Here is a 17,289-nt window from a genome sequence, read left to right as displayed (position 1 = left end):
GGAAATGACGATGCCGGAATGCAGTGCCATGTATGAATGGCTGAAGATCGCTATGGCGGTATTTCCAGAGAGGAGCCCTTATCTAGCCAATCATGACTGCAAGGGCAAGAGGTTTCATGAGTAGTATTGATATCAGGCAGAAAATAAAATGATGAGTCAAAATGGCTTTATGATGACCATGATGACAATAATGATCATCAGGAGCGTCGGCACTTCGTTCATCATGCGCCAAAAACGAGCAGGTTTTTCGTTTTTATCTTCGGCAAACATCCGTACAGCTTTGGAAAAATAGCCGTGAAGGCCAGATAAAATCAGAACGGCCAGAAATTTAACATGGAACCAGCCATCCATATAGGCAGTAGTTTTCCAGGCAAGCCAAAGTCCAGCCGCCCAGGTTACCATCATTGCCGGCGTTATAATTGCTTTGAGCAGGCGACGCTCCATCACCTTGAAGGTTTCCGACTGGATCGAACCTTTTTCCGCAGCGCAGTGATAAACGAACAAGCGTGGCAGATAGAGCATTCCCGCCATCCATGAAATAACGGCAATCACATGCAACGCCTTGACCCAGAGATAGGCCTCATCGGGATATAGATAAACCAGAGTAACAATGATGAGGGCGAGAATAACACCAATTGCCATAGCCATTGGCGCCGTTTTCTTCGAACCTTGCGCCGGTATCTGGTTATTACTCATAATCGATCCTTCATTGCTTCCTAGGACTTGGCTTGCCGCACGCGGGCAACCATTTGTTCCACATGGGACACCGGCGCATCCGGCGTGATGCCATGGCCCAGGTTAAAGATGAGGGGTCCGTGACCCAGCCCATCCAGAATTGCATCGACACCCTCATCCAGAGCCCGGCCACCCGCAACCAYGCGCAAAGGATCAAGATTACCCTGAATAGCGCCGTTGCCTTGAAGCGATGATGCCAGTGAAAGCGGTACGGTCCAGTCCAAACCAAGAGCTGTAACACCGGTTCGTTCACGATAATTCACATAGAGTGCCCCGGCCCCCTTCGGAAAACCTATAATTGGAACGTCAGGATGAGAAGCGCGTACTTTTTTGACGATTCGGGCCACCGGAGCGATACAGAATTGTTCAAAGCAGGTTTCGTCCAGAACGCCAGACCAGGAATCGAAAATCTGCACAGCATCAGCACCGGCATCAATCTGCCTGATCAGATACTCAGCCGAAACATCTGCCAGTTCATCCAGCAATTTCTGGAAGGCTTCAGGATTTCTATAGGCGAACAATCGGGCCGGCGCCTGATCCGGCGTACCGTGCCCCGCTATCATATAGGTCGCTACGGTCCAGGGAGCCCCACAGAAGCCAAGCAATGTGGTTTCCTGAGGCAGTTGCTGCCGGAGGAGCCGCACCGTCTCGTAGACAGGCTCCAGCCGTTCTACGGCACCATTGGGTTCGAGCCAGAAGATACCTTCCGCATCAATCGGAGTCATCAATGGGCCTTTGCCTTCTTCAAAGCGAAGATCGCGCCCGAGTGCATGCGGTACCACAAGAATATCCGAAAACAGGATAGCTGCATCAAAGCCAAAACGGCGAATTGGCTGGAGTGTCACTTCAACGGCCAGATCCGGTGAATAACAAAGATCAAGAAAGGTTCCGGCGTTCTTTCGCACTTCCCTGTATTCGGGAAGATAGCGACCCGCTTGGCGCATCATCCAGATAGGAGGCGGAAAGACTGTCTCGCCTCTAAGGACTTTCATCACTTTGCGAACCATTCCGTCTCTCTCCAGCTTTGTCCTACAAAAAAGAAAATTTGATATTTTCTGATTTTCTGATTCTTAGAGTCTGTTTGTATCGGGAATTACCAGATTGCCAGCATTTTCCCACAGGCAACAACATCGAAGCCAAACTGGGAAAACCATAAAGCAAAATTCTGAGAAAGCGGAAATAAAGAAGAATAACATTATTTATCAACGAGTTATGGCGCATACACCTGTGGATATTGGTGTGGGAAAACACGGAATAATGGACGAAGAGTCGCAACAATCCCCAGATCGCAACACGCTTGGGAAGAGTCATCCACAAGTGGGCTCGCTGTGGATGACTTGCCAATAATTCACATGGCTGCCATTGCTTGTTCAAAACCGGGAGATTTCTCCCCAGTCATCAACAGGGAGTGGAGTTTTCTGTGACAAAGCCAGTAAACTACTTCCATCTTCATATGATTTCTGATGCGACCGGAGAGACTCTCTTGGCGGCCGGGCGGGCGGCAGCGGCGCAATATGTACATGCGCGCGCCATTGAACATGTCTATCCGCTTATTCGTACGGAAAAGCAGATCAAAAAGGTGCTCGACGGGATCGATGCTGAGCCGGGAATTGTCCTTTATACGATTGTCGATAAGCGGCTGGCGGCAATGATCGACGAAAGTTGTGCAACCATCGGTGTACCCTGTGTTTCGGTGCTTGAACCGGTTCTCAGTATTTTCCAGTCCTATCTCGGTGCTCCAGCTGGACGGCGTGTTGGTGCGCAGCACGTCCTCAATGCTGAATATTTCAGGCGAATTGATGCACTGAATTTCACCATGGAACATGATGATGGTCAGCTGCCACTGGATATAGAAGAAGCCGATGTCATCCTGATTGGAATTTCGCGGACATCAAAGACGCCGACCAGCATTTATCTTGCCAATCGAGGCGTCAAAACAGCCAATGTTCCAATCGTACCCGGCGTGCCCATTGCAGATGTCATTATCAATGCGGAAAGACCGCTGATCGTCGGACTGATCGCGTCGGCAGAACGGATATCGCAGGTGCGCCAGCACCGCGTTCTCGGAGCAACGCCGGGTTTCGACACGGATCATTATCTCGACCGGGCCAATATTATAGAAGAGCTCTCCTATGCCCGGCAGATCTGCCACCGCTACAATTGGCCTATGATTGACGTATCGCGCCGGTCTATTGAAGAAACCGCCGCGGCCGTTCTTGCCCTGCGTTCGCAAGGGCGATAACCAGATTTTAGCAACACAGAAGAAGACAAATGCAGATCATCCTCGCGTCCAAAAGCCCTTTCCGGGCAACGTTACTGAAGAATGCTGGCGTTTCCTTCATTGCAGAGTCGGCCAATATCGATGAGCGGGCTGTGGAAGCGCCACTTTATAAAACCGGCGCAACCCCCGAAGATGTAGCGCTGGTTTTGGCCGAAGCAAAGGCCCTCGATGTAAGCGAGCGCAACCCGGATGCACTGGTTATCGGCTCGGACCAAACATTGTCACTGGGCGATGAAGTTCTGCACAAACCTGAGGATATGGATGCTGCGCGCCGACAATTGCTCAAGTTTTCGGGCCAGACGCATCATCTGAATAGCGCGGTTGTTCTGGCCAAAGGCGGACAGACCCTATGGCGGCACGTATCAGTGGCGCGCATGACATTGCGGGATCTCGATGCCGCTTTCATCGGTCGCCACCTGTCGCGCGTCGGACCAATCGCCCTGCAAAGTGTCGGCGCCTATCAATATGAAGGTGAAGGCGTGCAGCTTTTCGAAAAGGTCGATGGCGACTATTTCACCATTGTCGGTCTTCCGCTGCTGCCATTGCTGGCTGAATTGCGCCGGGAAGGAGCCATCGATGGCTGATAATCCTCGCGCATTCGTAACGGGTTTTCCAATCCGTCATTCACGCTCGCCGCTCATTCATGGATTTTGGCTGGAGCAGTTCGGGCTGAAAGGGTCATATCAGGCGGTGGAAGTTGCTCCTGAAGCCTTCCCGCAGTTCATGAATGGTTTGCGGGACAATGGGTTTGTCGGTGGAAATGTTACAATTCCCCATAAGGAAGTGGCCTTTTCCCTGTGCGAAAAACGTGATGCCGCGGCTGAGGAAATTGGAGCTGTTAATACACTCTGGTTTGAAAATGGCCTGCTTCATGGTGGAAACACGGATGCTTACGGATTTGTGGCAAATCTCGATGCAGGCAGCCCTGACTGGAGCGAACGCAAGAGTGCGCTGGTGCTGGGGGCGGGCGGTGCAAGCAGGGCTGTTGTCTTTGCTTTGAAACAGCGTGGCTTCACCGATATTCGGATCGTCAACCGGACTGTGGAGCGGGCTAGGGAATTGGCCGACCGATTTGGGATCGCCGGAGGTGCGCATGGTTGGAATGCGATTCCTGAATTGCTGCAGGGCGCGGCTCTCATTGTAAACACCACATCGCTCGGCATGCAGGGCAAGGATGAACTCGATATTGATCTGTCCGGAGCTGATTCGGATGCGCTGGTAACCGATATTGTCTATGTGCCGCTGGAAACACCGCTTTTGCAAGCAGCACGCTCGCGCGGTCTTAAAACTGTCGACGGACTTGGTATGCTGCTGCATCAGGCAGTGCCCGGTTTTGAACATTGGTTCGGCAGGCGGCCCGAAGTGACGCCGGAACTGCGAAACCTTGTGCTGGCCGATATGGATTCGGCGGCGGAGAAAGCAAAATGATCGTACTTGGCCTCACAGGCTCGATCGGTATGGGCAAATCAACTGCCGCCCAGATGTTTATGGACGCGGGCATTCCAGTCTATTCCGCCGATGAAACGGTTCATAAGCTCTATTCCGGTGTCGCTGCGCCATTGATTGAAGCGGCCTTTCCCGGAGTAACTGAGAATGGTGTCGTGGATCGCGCCGAACTGTCAAAAGCCGTCATTGGCAATCCTGAGGCTCTAAAGAAGCTGGAATCCATCATTCATCCGCTGGTTCGATCGGAAGAGAACGCCTTTCGCAAGACGGCCGAATCGCAGGGAGCCAAACTGGTCGTGATCGATATTCCACTGTTGTTTGAAACGGGCGGCGACGAGCGGGTGGACAAGATACTGGTTGTCAGCGCACCGGCTGACGTGCAGAAAAAGCGGGTTCTGGCGCGGTCCGATATGACACCCGAAAAACTGGAAGCGATCCTTAAGCGCCAGACGCCCGACGCGGAAAAACGCAGCCGCGCCGATTTTGTCGTCAATACAGATCAGTCATTTGACGCCACGCGGGCCGAAATCAACGATATTATTCGCGTTCTTACGGAGTCTTGATCAAGGGAAGGCGGGGAAACCGTTGCTCCTCATCTTGCGTATCCTGTCCGATTCGTGAAATTTGGACAAAAGGATGATTCCATGCGCGAAATCATATTCGATACGGAAACAACGGGCCTCGACCGGCTGGACGATCGCGTGATCGAAATTGGCGGTGTCGAGCTGGTCAATCGTTTCCCCACCGGCAATACATTCCACGTTTTCATCAACCCTGAGGGTAAACAGGTCCATCCAGATGCTCTTGCGGTTCATGGCATCAGCAATGACCGTCTGAAGGACGAACCTGTTTTCGCAGGTGTTGTCGACAGGTTTCTTGAATTCATCGACGGGGCAAAGCTGATCGCCCACAACGCCACATTCGATATGGGTTTTATCAATGCTGAGCTCGGGCGGCTCGGTCAGCCTGCTATCAGCAATGACCGGGTTATCGACACGCTTGCGCTTGCGCGCCGCAAACATCCAATGGGTCCAAACTCGCTGGATGCGCTGTGCCGTCGATACGGAATTGATAATAGCCACCGCACAATGCATGGCGCATTGCTCGATTCGCAATTGCTCGCGGAAGTTTATATCGAACTGATTGGTGGGAAGCAGGCGGCTTTGGGGCTGACTGTCGCCGAACAGTCGGACAACAAGCAATCGGCAAATACCGAAACAGTGGTTATTATTGCCCGCCGCGCTGCGCCGCTTGCATCACGCCTGACGGATGCTGAAAAGCAGGCCCATGAAAAACTGGTCGAGAAGATTGGCGAAAAAGCCATCTGGAACGAACGTATAGCCGCTCTTTAGAACAACAAAAAACCCGGGCCAGACCCGGGTTTTTGCTATTTACGGATCAATGATTTAACTGACCATCGACTTGGCTTGTTCTTCAGCCATACGCTGCTGGAACATCTGCGCAAAATCGATCGGGTCGATCATCAGTGGCGGGAAGCCGCCATTGCGGGTTGCTTCCGCAATGATCTGACGCGCAAACGGGAAGAGTAGGCGTGGGCATTCAATGAAAAGCAGCGGCAGGAGATGTTCCTGCGGGAAACCTTCCAGACGGAAAACACCGCCATAGACGAGTTCTGCATTAAACAGAACTTCCTTGCCTTCGCCGGCACGCGCCGTAAGGGTCAGAACAACATCGAAATCGTTCTCAGCAATCGGATTAGCGTTGACATTCACATTGATGCTGATGCCAGGAGCCTTGTCACGCGGACGCAGCGACAAAGGCGCGCCGGGGCTTTCGAAGGAAAGATCCTTCACATACTGCGCAAGGATGTTCAGTGTCTGCTGCTGGACGCTCCCATTGCCATTGGTCGCTTCATTGCCGTTTTCGGCCTTTTCATCAGGCTTTTGAGCCATTGTCTGGAAACCTTCTCTCGTTGCGTCCGCGTTGGCGGTTATCGAATGAATGATGGCTGGCTAGCATGAGTGTTCCAGCGAGGCAAGCCGCGAGCGCTCATCCTATGGTACTAGGCCTATTCTTTCGGTTTCCAAGGAGAGTTAGGATCAGATTTTCTGGAATAGTCTTCGGGATCAAGCTCAATGACACGGTCCGCGTTGCGAGTGGGCCTTGTGCGCGAGTAATCAGCAGTTCCCGAATTGACAACAACCACGCGGCTTTGGACAAAACGCCAGCCAATATCGCGGACAGCGGGGATGAACAGCAGCAGACCGATAATGTCCGTAATGAAACCCGGAACGATCAGCAGAAATGCCGCGAAGAACAGCATCACACCATGCACCAACTCCCGGCTCGGTGTTCGTCCGGCTGCCGTTTCAGATCGAATTTTTTGCAAAATGCCAAAGCCTTGCAGGCGCAGCAGAAAAACACCGAGGAAGATCGACAGTATGATCAGACCGAGCGTCGCCAGGACACCGATCTTGCTGCCAACCACAATGAAACCGGCAATTTCCAGAAATGGAAGCGCTAGGAGCAACAGGGGCACAAAAGAGGATCGCAACTAATTTACCTTTCAAATGACTTATCCGGTTATAATCCATACCCGGCGTCGATTTCATGCCTATATATAGGGACTGAACATGAGCATTTGTATGATTGCCTTCAGCAATCTATATGTTTTTGGTAATTCGACAAAACCGTGATGGCCGCAAAACCAATGGCCAACGAATTTAGGGATGAATGGCAGGCGACATGGAATATCTGGACTTCGGAACGATTTTCTTCTTCGTAGCAGCAGTGGTGATCTTTTTGCAGCTGCGCAAGGTCCTTGGTCGTCGCACGGGTAGCGAGCGTCCACCATTCAATCCGTACACGTCTTCGCGCACGGCCGAGGTCGATGACAAGACCAAGCCTGGCGATAATGTCGTGTCTTTGCCGCGTCGTGGCGAGCCTAAGGAAAACCAGTTCGAGAAAGTCGATACGCTGGCCAAACCGGGTACGCCGCTCAATGATGGTCTGCGGGCTATCCAGAATGCTGATCCGGCATTCGATCCGGTCAAGTTTCTCGAAGGCTCGAAGATGGCCTACGAGATGATTGTCATGTCCTTTGCCGATGGTGATCGCAAGACATTGAAATCACTTCTGTCCCGCGAAGTGTTTGATGGCTTCGTTTCGGCCATTACTGATCGCGAATCGCGCGGCGAGAAAGTGCAATCCTCATTCGTCGGTATCAACAAAGCTGAAATTACCGGTGCCGAGATGAAGGGAACAGAAGCACATGTAACTGTGCGTGTTGTCAGTGAGTTGATTTCGGCAACGCTTGATAAGGATGGCACCGTTATCGACGGCGACAAGGAAGCGGTTGCTGAAGTCAAGGATGTCTGGACCTATTCGCGCGACACGCGTTCGAAAGATCCGAACTGGAAGCTTGTCGCGACCGAAGCCGAAGATTGATTCTCCTGTCGCGAGCACAAGACAATGCTTTCCCCTTTCTTCAAACCGGTGGCATTCACCGAGTGCCCCGGTTGGGGGGACGACAACCAGCTTGAAGCGTTTCAAGCCTTTGCGCGTTCCGCGGCAAGAGTCCTGGAGAAACCCTATAAAAGCGGTTCTCTCGGGATCTCTTTCGAAGCCTTGGCTCCAATTTTTACTGATTCACGTGAAACATTGATCGAAAATGACGAGCAGGCGCGGCAGTTTTTCGAAAAATGGTTCCATCCGGCCCGCGTTGAAACCCCGGAAATGAAGCAGGGTTTTGTCACCGGGTTCTACGAGCCAGAAGTGATTGCCTCGCCTGTTCGGACAGAACGTTTCTCCGTTCCATTTCTTAGCCGCCCCTCCGATCTTGTCGATGTTGATGACAATAATCGACCTGAGAATTTTGATCCTTACTTTGCTTTCGCCCGGCAGACTGCGACAGGACTTGTCGAATATTTCGACCGTGCCGCCATCGAAACCGGTGCGATCAAGGACCAGAATCTGGAAATAGCCTTCGTTGAAAGTGCGGTGGACGCCTTTTTCATTCACGTTCAGGGCGCAGCCCGACTGAAAATGACTGATGGACGTTTGCGCCGCATCACCTATGCCGCAAAAACAGGTCACCGTTTCACGGGCGTCGGTAAAATTCTTCTGGACCGCGGCGAAATTCCACTGGAAAAAATGTCGATGCAGGCCATTCGCCAATGGCTTGCCGAGAACCCCGATCAGGCTCAGAACCTCCTGTGGAATAACAGATCCTATATTTTCTTTCGTGAAGCAGCTGTCGATGACGTTACGCTTGGTCCCATTGCAGCGGCCAAAGTGCCATTGACAGGAGGTCGATCCCTGGCGGTTGACCGGCTTCTGCATACATTTGGCACCCCGTTCTACATCTCCGCCCCTACGTTGAACGCTTTTGGCGGCAAAGGTTTTGCCCGTTTGATGATCGCGCAGGACACCGGCTCGGCTATTGTAGGTCCAGCACGTGGTGATCTTTTTGCCGGTTCCGGCGATGCGGCGGGTGAAATTGCTGGTGGAATCCGCCATGAGGCCGATTTTTACGCGCTCGTACCCCGATCACTATTGGCGGGCCAGATATGAGACGATCCAAAGACGAATTTGCCAATGTTGAAGATCGTATCCTCTGGGAGAAGGTCGCGAAATCCGCCCGTCCTTTGAAGGGCAAGGACAAGATGGAATTCCTGCTTGACGAGATGCAGGATCAAGCCGCGCTCAACCCATCGGCGCCTGAAAAGATCAAATCAAAGGCGATGCCAACGCCGGCTCCTGCAAAACCGGTAGCCCCCACCCATCGCCTGCATCCAATCGATCGGCCGACTCATAAGAAGATTTCGCGCGGCCGCGTGGTCATTGAAGGCCGGATTGATCTGCACGGTCTGACACAAAGCGAGGCCTATGGGTTGCTTCTTGGCTTTCTTCGCCGCGCGCATCAGCGCGAACTGCGGCATGTGCTTGTTATCACCGGCAAGGGATCGTCTTTAGGAAGTGATGGGGTTTTGCGTCAGGCTGTGCCCCTGTGGTTTACCACGCCGCCGTTCCGCATACTCGTCAATGGCTATGAAGATGCGGCCCGCAATCATGGCGGCACAGGTGCCATTTATGTGCGTATGCGCCGGATACCGGAGGCTCCATGACGCCGTTTGGTGAGAAACTACGTCAGCTTAGGGATCAGCGTGGCGTCTCGCAGAAAGACATGGCCAAAGCCATTGGTGTTTCAGCTGCCTATCTCTCGGCGCTGGAACATGGAAGGCGCGGTCAGCCAACTTGGGACAAACTGCAGCGAATTATTCAATACTTCAATATCATCTGGGACGAGGCCGAGGAACTGCAACGCCTCGCAATGATCTCGCATCCGCGTATTACGATTGATACGGGCGGCTTGTCATCCGCAGCAACAGAACTGACCAATCTGATCGCCGCGCATATACGCGATCTCGATACCAGCGCCGTTCAGTCTCTGATCGACCAGGTGAAAAAATCCACCGACAAGCGCCGCCGCTAGAGCCGTTCTTACTCGGAAAGGCCTAGAACAGAGCTTTCAACTGATCCAGCTTGCTGTTGACGAGCCAGCCATAATAATTTTCCTCAGGCATTTGAGCCGGTTGGCCAGCCGCCACTCGGCTTGCATTGGCATTGGCAAGCGCCCGTGCGCGCGCATCAGCTCCACCCGTATTGTAGAGCGTTGCCGTGATGCCGGGGTTTTTTGAAATGTCGAAATCCGCAACCCGCTTGTAGACGTCAATGGATTCCTTGATGGTCGCCGCCATATAGGGAAGCGTAAAATCCGGATCCATAATGGTCTTGTAGACATCTGCCGCATGGTCGGCATCAAGTTTCGGCAGACCAGAGTAGCGATTGACCATATCGGTCATTTGCAAGGCTGTGAGAGGGCTGAGCTGGCCAAGGCCAAAGGTCTGTCCGGCGTAGAATGGCTGGAAGAACACGGCAGCGAACCGGTTATCGGTAAAACGCTTACCACCCACTGTCTTGCCACGGAAGTCCGATTCCCAGACGTTTTCACGGCATGTCCACAGGCGAAGGCTGTCCTTATATTGCGCGCACTCAGAAAACTGCGGGCGCTTGATGAAATCGCTGATGTTCTCACCCTGATAGTCAAAGCTAATTCCTTGTTTTACATAGGAAATGGCTTTTACATAATAAGTCTGAAGCCGGTCATAGGCGTCAACATTATAGGTGTGTTCGCCGACGAGGGCTCCGACAATATGAACCGGATCAACGCCATAGGTTTTGGCAACGCTCGAGATTTTCGAACGCAGCTTCGGGTCCGATTTCAGGAGATTGTAGATTTTCTGATACTTCGCTTCATGCGTCGTATTCAAATCACCCGTGCGTTTGATTGAGGCGAGAGGAATACTTGGCTGGGTCGCATTGCGATTGCCTTCGGGCACAACCGTTACAGCTGCGGCGGGCTGCAGTGCTACGGACAGTGAAAGAAGGCAGGTGGTCGCGAAAAGGATCAGATGGCGTTTCATTGTCAGTCCAGATTTTCGATCAAGTCATAGGAACGGACACGCGCCCGGGAGATGGATAAACACCGCTCCCCGTAACAGGTTCCGGCCAAAGTTGCGCGAAAATAAAAAATGCCCCCTCATAAGTCGAGGGGGCATCGGTAATAAGCTTAGAACGGTGCTTATCTGTCACAGGGTCAAAGAATGAACCGGGATAGGTCGGTGTTCTTCGCAAGATCGCCGACTGTTTCACGGACGTACTTGGCATCGATTGTAAATTCCGCACCGGCCTTATCGGGGGCATTGAACGAGATATCGTCAAGCACGCGTTCCATCACCGTTTGCAGGCGGCGCGCGCCGATATTCTCGACGGTTGAATTCAAATCAACAGCAATGTCGGCCAATGCATCAATTGCATCGTCGGTGATTTCGAGTTTCACCTCTTCCGTCGCCATCAGCGCAATGTACTGCTTGAGCAAACTTGCTTCCGGCTCGGTGAGAATGCGGCGCATATCATCGCGCGTCAGGGCGCTCAGTTCCACGCGGATAGGCAGACGGCCCTGCAACTCCGGCAGAAGGTCGGATGGCTTTGATACGTGAAAAGCACCCGACGCGATGAACAGAATATGGTCGGTTTTGATCGGGCCATATTTTGTTGCAACGGTTGTGCCTTCGACCAGGGGCAAGAGATCGCGCTGCACGCCTTCGCGTGAAACACCAGCACCCATGCCGCCATCGCGAGCAGCGATCTTGTCGATCTCATCTAGAAACACGATGCCGTCATTTTCTGCCGAGCGTAGTGCTTCCTGCGTGATCTGATCCTGATCGAGCAACTTGTCCGACTCGTCATTGATTAGAACACCATAGGACTCCTTGACCGTTGTCTTGACGGTCTTGGTGCGTCCACCCATGGCTTTACCCAGCATATCACTGAGATTGAGCACACCGATATTGGCGCCCGGCATACCCGGAAGCTCGAAATTCGGCATGCCAGAGCCCGAGTCGGCGATCTCTACTTCGATTTCCTTGTCGTCGATCAAGCCGTCACGCAATTTCTTGCGAAATGAATCACGTGTTGCCGGACTGGCTGTCTTGCCGACCAGCGCATCGAGAACACGTTCTTCCGCATTGATATGGGCCTTGGCCTTGACGTCTTCGCGCTTTTTCTCGCGGACAAGACCAATCGCAACTTCAACGAGATCACGGATGATCTGTTCGACGTCGCGGCCAACATAGCCGACTTCGGTGAATTTGGTGGCTTCCACCTTGATGAAGGGCGCCCCCGCCAGCCGCGCGAGACGGCGGGAAATTTCCGTCTTGCCGACGCCGGTCGGTCCGATCATCAGAATGTTTTTTGGCATGACTTCTTCGCGCATCTGGCCTTCGAGCTGCTGGCGGCGCCAGCGATTACGCAGGGCAATAGCGACGGCACGCTTCGCGTCCTTCTGACCGATAATGAAACGGTCAAGTTCAGAGACGATTTCGCGAGGGGAAAATGTTGTCATCATGGTCTCATTTCATCTGGATTATCCCGTGCCATCATCAGGGCAGGGCCATAAACGGTTGTGCGGGTATCGAAAGGGATAAAACCCGCCTTTGTGTAAGCTCTGATAGCGCGCGCATTGGCTGGATCAGGATCGAGGATCACGCGGGGCACGCCCTCTTCAAAGAGCAGGGAAACAAACTCATCGATCAGCCGCGAGCCATGTCCATCGTTGATCAGTGTCGGTTCACCAATGAACTGGTCGAGGCCAAGTGTACCTGTTGGCTGATCCTGATAGGGATGATCATCCTCCAGATGCGGATCATAGGTCTGCATATAACCAATTGGCCGTTCACCCAGCATAATGATGAATGGCTCAACCGAAATACTGTCCATATGCGCCACAATGGCGTCGAACTCTTCCTTGGGATCAGCACCCCACCATTGCGCGACATCCGGCTCCAACGGCATGAAGCGGTAGCGGTGGGTTGGTTCACTCGGCATCGATCGTCTCGAGCGTTACACTCGTATTGGTAAAGATGCAGATATCCGCAGCGATCTCCATGGCCTTGCGGGCTATTTCCTCCGCACTCTTGTCCGTGTCAGCAAGCGCAAGGGCTGCAGCCAGGGCAAAATTGCCGCCAGAACCGATGGCCATGACGCCATGTTCGGGTTCCAGAACATCGCCATTGCCGGTCAATGCAAGGGTGACGGATTTGTCTGCAACCAGCATCATCGCCTCAAGGCGGCGCAGATAGCGATCAGTGCGCCAGTCCTTGGCGAGTTCGACGCAGGCGCGCATAAGCTGGTCAGGATATTGTTCAAGCTTGCTTTCAAGCCGTTCAAGCAGGGTAAAAGCGTCAGCCGTCGCGCCAGCAAATCCGGCAATGACATTGCCTTTACCAATCCGGCGCACCTTGCGGGCATTGCCTTTCATGACGGTATTGCCAAGGCTGACCTGTCCGTCGCCGGCAATGACCACTTTGCCACCCTTGCGGACGGTAACAATCGTGGTCCCATACATGGTGGAGGGGTTGTGTTCTTGCATTCGATTCTCCTTCAAGCAGGTCCGACTATGCCCCAAATGGCAGCAGATCGAACCCCTTCTGTGCAACTTATGTATGATGCCGCTCCGGAATTGCAAATCCGGAGTTGAGACTGCGCCATCAAAGCATTTGGAGATTCGGCAATCCTGATCTAGAAGGCCAAGATTAGTGCCGTTTCGAGAAACCCATATAGCGGGAAACAGGGATGACCAGTGCCAGCACACGGACTGCGAAAGTAGAACGGACCACCAAGGAAACCAGCATTGCCGTTTCGGTGAATCTGGATGGGACCGGTGCGTTCGATATTTCCACCGGTGTGGGTTTCTTCGATCATATGCTGGAACAGCTCTCCCGCCATTCGCTGATCGATATGGACATCAAGGCCAAGGGTGATCTGCATATTGATGATCACCACACGGTCGAAGACACTGGTATCGCCATTGGACAAGCAATTGCCAAGGCGCTCGGCGACCGTCGTGGTATCAACCGCTATGCGTCGCTTGATCTTGCTATGGACGAAACACTGACCCGTTCAGCGCTTGATGTTTCGGGCCGCCCGTTTCTGGTGTGGCAGGTGGAGTTTTCCGCGCCGAAGATCGGTACATTCGATACGGAGCTGGTGCGGGAGTTCTTCCAGGCGCTTGCCCAGAACGCGGGTATCACGCTGCACGTATCCAATCTCTATGGTGCCAATAACCACCATATCGCCGAAACTTGTTTCAAGGCTGTTGCGCGCACGTTGCGCACGGCTATCGAGACGGACCCGCGCCAGAAGGGTGTTATCCCTTCGACCAAGGGTACGCTGAACGGCTGAGAAGAAGGGCTAGGGTATATGGCCAGTTACATTGTTTTGGTGCCACCGCTACTGAATAATCAGCGGCAAGATGACAAGACCGTTTTTGTCAGGGATGGTTTTGCCATACTCGCCTTCTTCCTGCCGGTGCCTTGGCTGCTCTTCAATCGACTGTGGTTTGAGGCAGCACTGGTTTTTGCAGCTATTGCGGCTATTTCTGTTGTTGGCACCTATACGGATCATGCGGTTCTGGCAGAAATCGTTGCTGCACTACTCTCGCTACTGGTGGCGTTCGAAGCTTGCAATTGGCGCATCAAGGCACTTGAGCGCCGCGGCTTCGATCAGGCTGCAATTGTCGATGCGCGCAGTGCCGCCGATGCAGAGACAGCCTATTTCTATGGTGGTAATTTTGTTTCAACTCCAGCACCTGTTTTGCCCGACCTGAACCATGACGCTCCTTTAGCGATGTCTGCTGACAGCAAACCGATTGCGGGCGGCATGCTCGGCCTTGTCGGCTATCGGGGAGAGCGTTGAGTATGCGTGTTGCCATTATTGACTACGGATCGGGCAATCTGCGCTCGGCCACCAAGGCTTTTGAACGGGCTGCGCGGGAAAGCGGTATCAATGCCACCATCGACCTGACCGATGATGCCGAGCGCGTGCGCACCGCAGACCGCATTGTTTTGCCGGGCGTCGGCGCCTATGCGGATTGCCGGCGTGGCTTGCATGCGGTGCCAGGCATGCCTGAAGCGATCCACGAAGTGGCTATCGAAAAAGCCCGGCCATTTTTGGGAATTTGTGTTGGCATGCAGCTCATGTCATCCCGCGGATTGGAAAAGACAATCTCCACTGGTTTCGACTGGATCAAGGGCGATGTCCGCGAAATGGTACCATCGGACCCCAATCTGAAGATTCCTCAGATCGGCTGGAATACCCTTCGCCTCAACAGACCGCATCCGCTGTTCGATGGCATAAAAACGGGCCCGGACGGCTTGCATGCCTATTTTGTGCATTCCTATTTTCTGGATGCTGAAATCGAGAATGATGTGCTGGCGGTAACCGACTATGGTGGACCGGTTACGGCAGCCGTAGCCAATGACAATATGGTGGGCACGCAGTTTCACCCGGAAAAGAGCCAGGCTCTGGGTCTTGCCCTTATCGCCAATTTCCTGAGGTGGCAGCCATGATTTTATTCCCCGCGATCGATCTGAAAGACGGTCAGTGCGTGCGGCTGAAGCTGGGTGATATGGATCAGGTAACGGTCTATAACGAAGACCCGGCAGATCAGGCAAAATCCTTTGAAGATCAAGGGTTTGAGTGGTTGCATGTGGTTGATCTCAACGGCGCTTTCGTTGGCCAGTCCGTCAATGGTGCGGCGGTAGAATCCATTCTGAAGGCAACAAAAAACCCGGTTCAGCTTGGTGGCGGCATTCGCACACTTGACCATATCGAAAATTGGCTGGCCAAAGGCTTGTCGCGCGTCATTCTCGGCACGGTGGCTGTGCGTGATCCGGGGCTGGTTATCGAGGCCTGTAAAAGGTTTCCCGGCAAGATTGCTGTCGGTATCGACGCCAAGGGCGGCAAGGTAGCCGTCGAAGGATGGGCGGAAGCGTCAACATTAGAGGTCGTTGAACTGGCAAAGAAGTTCGAAGGCGCTGGTGTAGCAGCGATCATTTATACCGATATTGATCGCGACGGCATTCTGGCTGGAATCAATTGGGAATCGACGCTGCAACTGGCGGAAGCGGTTTCCATACCAGTGATTGCATCGGGAGGTCTTGCTTCCCTCGCTGACGTCGTTCGCATGACCATGCCTGATGCACGCAAGCTTGAGGGCGCGATTTCAGGCCGTGCGCTTTATGATGGGCGTATTGATCCGCATGAGGCACTGCAAGTGTTGCGTGAAGCGCGGGAGCGCGCCGCATGACCCTGAAAGCCCGCGTTATTCCCTGTCTCGACGTGAAAGATGGCCGTGTCGTCAAAGGCGTCAACTTTGTCGATCTTGTCGACGCTGGTGATCCCGTTGAAGCGGCCAAGGCCTATGATGCTGCGGGTGCAGACGAGCTGTGCTTTCTCGATATCACCGCTTCATCAGACAATCGCGAAACCATATTCGATGTGGTGGCCCGCACCGCCGAACAGTGTTTCATGCCGCTGACCGTTGGTGGCGGGGTTCGGACAGTTGCTGATATCCGCAAGCTGTTGCTCGCCGGTGCCGACAAGGTTTCGATCAACACAGCAGCGGTGAAAAACCCGGAGTTTATCGCCGAGGCGGCTGATAAATTCGGCAATCAATGCATTGTCGTTGCGATTGACGCCAAGAAAGTGTCAAAAGCAGGTGAAATCGATCGCTGGGAAATATTCACCCATGGCGGGCGGCAGGCAACCGGCATTGATGCAATTGAATTTGCCCGCAAGGTGGTTGATCTTGGCGCCGGCGAAATTCTTCTGACGTCAATGGATCGTGATGGTTCAAAGATCGGTTACGACATTCCGGTAACGCGGGCCATTGCCGATGCGGTACGTGTGCCGGTTATCGCTTCCGGCGGTGTTGGTAATCTCGATCATATGGTCGAGGGTATCCGCGAAGGCCATGCCACGGCGGTGCTTGCCGCATCCATATTTCATTTTGGCACCTATACGATCAGCGAGGCGAAAGCCCATATGGCAGCCGCGGGTATTCCCATGCGGCTTGATCCCATCCGCCCATCCACCGGAGTTGCACGATGACAGCATTCACTCTTGCCGATCTTGAGCGGATCGTAGCCGAACGGGCTGCTTCTTCGGATGCCAAATCCTATACGGCCAGCCTCTATGCCAAGGGTATCGGCAAAGCCAGCCAGAAGCTTGGCGAAGAGGCCGTTGAAACTGTTATTGCAGCCGTGTCTGGAGATGCGCAAGGCGTTGTTTCCGAAAGCGCAGATTTGCTCTATCATCTACTTGTTGTTCTTGGACTTTCCGGAGTCAAACTTGATGACGTCCTCAAAGAACTGGAACGACGTACGGCGCAAACCGGGCTTGAAGAAAAAGCCGCCCGTGAGCATGGTTGACCAAAGCCATGTTTAAATCACAGGCGCTAGAAC

Annotated in this window: 23 protein-coding genes; 15 read left to right on the top strand and 8 right to left on the bottom strand. The window is 53.4% G+C overall.

The features are described 5' to 3' along the window. Window positions 1-156: 156 nt before the first annotated feature. The gene (gene hemJ / locus AB4Y96_RS16795; RefSeq protein WP_441918552.1) at window positions 157-696 is read right to left on the bottom strand and encodes a protoporphyrinogen oxidase HemJ; all 540 of its coding nucleotides are present in this window, start codon (window positions 694-696) and stop codon (window positions 157-159) included. A gap of 20 nt (window positions 697-716) precedes the next feature. Then, complete coding sequence (gene hemE / locus AB4Y96_RS16790) at window positions 717-1,742, bottom strand: uroporphyrinogen decarboxylase (RefSeq protein WP_441918551.1); 1,026 nt, start codon at window positions 1,740-1,742, stop codon at window positions 717-719. 413 nt (window positions 1,743-2,155) lie between these two features. Between hemE and AB4Y96_RS16785 the strand changes: the two genes are divergently transcribed. The 5 genes from AB4Y96_RS16785 (at window position 2,156) to dnaQ (ending at window position 5,814) form a co-directional block, all read left to right on the top strand. Then, window positions 2,156-2,977, top strand: coding sequence for a pyruvate, water dikinase regulatory protein (locus AB4Y96_RS16785; RefSeq protein ID WP_091880199.1), 822 nt, complete (start codon window positions 2,156-2,158; stop codon window positions 2,975-2,977). Between the two features lie 29 nt (window positions 2,978-3,006). Further along, window positions 3,007-3,600 carry a Maf-like protein gene (locus tag AB4Y96_RS16780; RefSeq protein WP_441918550.1) on the top strand — a complete coding sequence of 198 codons (594 nt, stop codon included), beginning with the start codon at window positions 3,007-3,009 and terminating at the stop codon, window positions 3,598-3,600. Next, window positions 3,593-4,444, top strand: a complete 852-nt coding sequence (locus tag AB4Y96_RS16775; RefSeq protein ID WP_441918549.1) for a shikimate dehydrogenase — start codon at window positions 3,593-3,595, stop codon at window positions 4,442-4,444. Before AB4Y96_RS16780 ends, AB4Y96_RS16775 begins: the two co-directional genes overlap by 8 nt. Then, window positions 4,441-5,025 carry a dephospho-CoA kinase gene (gene coaE, locus AB4Y96_RS16770; RefSeq protein WP_091879363.1) on the top strand — a complete coding sequence of 195 codons (585 nt, stop codon included), beginning with the start codon at window positions 4,441-4,443 and terminating at the stop codon, window positions 5,023-5,025. Before AB4Y96_RS16775 ends, coaE begins: the two co-directional genes overlap by 4 nt. 81 nt (window positions 5,026-5,106) lie before the next feature. Further along, a complete protein-coding gene (dnaQ, locus tag AB4Y96_RS16765; RefSeq protein WP_091880198.1) occupies window positions 5,107-5,814 on the top strand; it encodes a DNA polymerase III subunit epsilon in 708 nt (235 codons plus the stop codon). Window positions 5,815-5,868: 54 nt separating this feature from the next. Here dnaQ and secB read toward each other — a convergent pair whose 3' ends face one another. Both secB and AB4Y96_RS16755 read right to left on the bottom strand, forming a co-directional pair. Next, the gene (gene secB, locus AB4Y96_RS16760) at window positions 5,869-6,375 is read right to left on the bottom strand and encodes a protein-export chaperone SecB (RefSeq protein WP_091879362.1); all 507 of its coding nucleotides are present in this window, start codon (window positions 6,373-6,375) and stop codon (window positions 5,869-5,871) included. 116 nt (window positions 6,376-6,491) lie between these two features. Continuing rightward, window positions 6,492-6,977, bottom strand: a complete 486-nt coding sequence (locus AB4Y96_RS16755; RefSeq protein ID WP_441918548.1) for an FxsA family protein — start codon at window positions 6,975-6,977, stop codon at window positions 6,492-6,494. A gap of 191 nt (window positions 6,978-7,168) precedes the next feature. Here AB4Y96_RS16755 and AB4Y96_RS16750 point away from each other — a divergent pair, with 191 nt between their 5' ends. From AB4Y96_RS16750 to AB4Y96_RS16735, 4 genes are read left to right on the top strand one after another with little or no spacing between them, the layout of a single operon-like run. Continuing rightward, a complete protein-coding gene (locus AB4Y96_RS16750) occupies window positions 7,169-7,870 on the top strand; it encodes a Tim44/TimA family putative adaptor protein (protein ID WP_091880196.1) in 702 nt (233 codons plus the stop codon). Between the two features lie 24 nt (window positions 7,871-7,894). Then, entirely contained in the window at window positions 7,895-8,995 is a 1,101-nt protein-coding gene (gene mltA / locus AB4Y96_RS16745; RefSeq protein ID WP_441918547.1) for a murein transglycosylase A, read from the top strand. After that, entirely contained in the window at window positions 8,992-9,549 is a 558-nt protein-coding gene (locus AB4Y96_RS16740; protein WP_441918546.1) for a Smr/MutS family protein, read from the top strand. The genes mltA and AB4Y96_RS16740 overlap by 4 nt, the downstream gene beginning before the upstream one ends. Further along, on the top strand, window positions 9,546-9,917 hold the full coding sequence (locus AB4Y96_RS16735; protein WP_441918545.1) for a helix-turn-helix domain-containing protein: 372 nt from the start codon (window positions 9,546-9,548) through the stop codon (window positions 9,915-9,917). The genes AB4Y96_RS16740 and AB4Y96_RS16735 overlap by 4 nt, the downstream gene beginning before the upstream one ends. A 22-nt stretch (window positions 9,918-9,939) precedes the next feature. On the opposite strand, the gene AB4Y96_RS16730 is transcribed toward AB4Y96_RS16735, so the two are convergent. The 4 genes from AB4Y96_RS16730 to hslV all read right to left on the bottom strand — a co-directional run bounded on the left by AB4Y96_RS16730 (window position 9,940) and on the right by hslV (window position 13,415). Continuing rightward, window positions 9,940-10,908 carry a DUF1402 family protein gene (locus AB4Y96_RS16730; protein ID WP_441918544.1) on the bottom strand — a complete coding sequence of 323 codons (969 nt, stop codon included), beginning with the start codon at window positions 10,906-10,908 and terminating at the stop codon, window positions 9,940-9,942. 173 nt (window positions 10,909-11,081) lie between these two features. Continuing rightward, on the bottom strand, window positions 11,082-12,389 hold the full coding sequence (gene hslU / locus AB4Y96_RS16725) for an ATP-dependent protease ATPase subunit HslU (RefSeq protein WP_091880195.1): 1,308 nt from the start codon (window positions 12,387-12,389) through the stop codon (window positions 11,082-11,084). Next, complete coding sequence (locus AB4Y96_RS16720) at window positions 12,389-12,871, bottom strand: GNAT family N-acetyltransferase (protein ID WP_441918543.1); 483 nt, start codon at window positions 12,869-12,871, stop codon at window positions 12,389-12,391. Before AB4Y96_RS16720 ends, hslU begins: the two co-directional genes overlap by 1 nt. After that, complete coding sequence (hslV, locus tag AB4Y96_RS16715; protein WP_091879351.1) at window positions 12,861-13,415, bottom strand: ATP-dependent protease subunit HslV; 555 nt, start codon at window positions 13,413-13,415, stop codon at window positions 12,861-12,863. Before hslV ends, AB4Y96_RS16720 begins: the two co-directional genes overlap by 11 nt. Before the next feature lie 203 nt (window positions 13,416-13,618). On the opposite strand from hslV, the gene hisB reads away from it, so the two are divergent. Genes hisB through AB4Y96_RS16685 form a run of 6 tightly spaced genes read left to right on the top strand, consistent with a single transcriptional unit; the run spans window position 13,619 to window position 17,256 of the window. Next, window positions 13,619-14,227: an imidazoleglycerol-phosphate dehydratase HisB gene (gene hisB, locus AB4Y96_RS16710; RefSeq protein ID WP_182509196.1), complete on the top strand. Its 609-nt coding sequence runs from the start codon at window positions 13,619-13,621 to the stop codon at window positions 14,225-14,227. 18 nt (window positions 14,228-14,245) lie between these two features. Next, window positions 14,246-14,740, top strand: coding sequence for a DUF2628 domain-containing protein (locus AB4Y96_RS16705; RefSeq protein WP_441918542.1), 495 nt, complete (start codon window positions 14,246-14,248; stop codon window positions 14,738-14,740). Window positions 14,741-14,742: 2 nt separating this feature from the next. Next, window positions 14,743-15,393: an imidazole glycerol phosphate synthase subunit HisH gene (gene hisH, locus AB4Y96_RS16700; protein WP_091879347.1), complete on the top strand. Its 651-nt coding sequence runs from the start codon at window positions 14,743-14,745 to the stop codon at window positions 15,391-15,393. After that, on the top strand, window positions 15,390-16,133 hold the full coding sequence (hisA, locus tag AB4Y96_RS16695) for a 1-(5-phosphoribosyl)-5-[(5-phosphoribosylamino)methylideneamino]imidazole-4-carboxamide isomerase (RefSeq protein WP_441918541.1): 744 nt from the start codon (window positions 15,390-15,392) through the stop codon (window positions 16,131-16,133). Before hisH ends, hisA begins: the two co-directional genes overlap by 4 nt. After that, window positions 16,130-16,936, top strand: coding sequence for an imidazole glycerol phosphate synthase subunit HisF (gene hisF, locus AB4Y96_RS16690; RefSeq protein WP_441918540.1), 807 nt, complete (start codon window positions 16,130-16,132; stop codon window positions 16,934-16,936). The genes hisA and hisF overlap by 4 nt, the downstream gene beginning before the upstream one ends. Beyond that, window positions 16,933-17,256, top strand: coding sequence for a phosphoribosyl-ATP diphosphatase (locus tag AB4Y96_RS16685; protein ID WP_091879343.1), 324 nt, complete (start codon window positions 16,933-16,935; stop codon window positions 17,254-17,256). The genes hisF and AB4Y96_RS16685 overlap by 4 nt, the downstream gene beginning before the upstream one ends. Window positions 17,257-17,289: the final 33 nt, after the last annotated feature.

Source organism: Phyllobacterium sp. TAF24 (assembly GCF_052113785.1).
Classification (GTDB): Bacteria; Pseudomonadota; Alphaproteobacteria; order Rhizobiales; family Rhizobiaceae; genus Phyllobacterium.
Note: the sequence above shows the minus strand (reverse complement) of the source record. Positions and strands in the feature narration are given on the sequence as shown.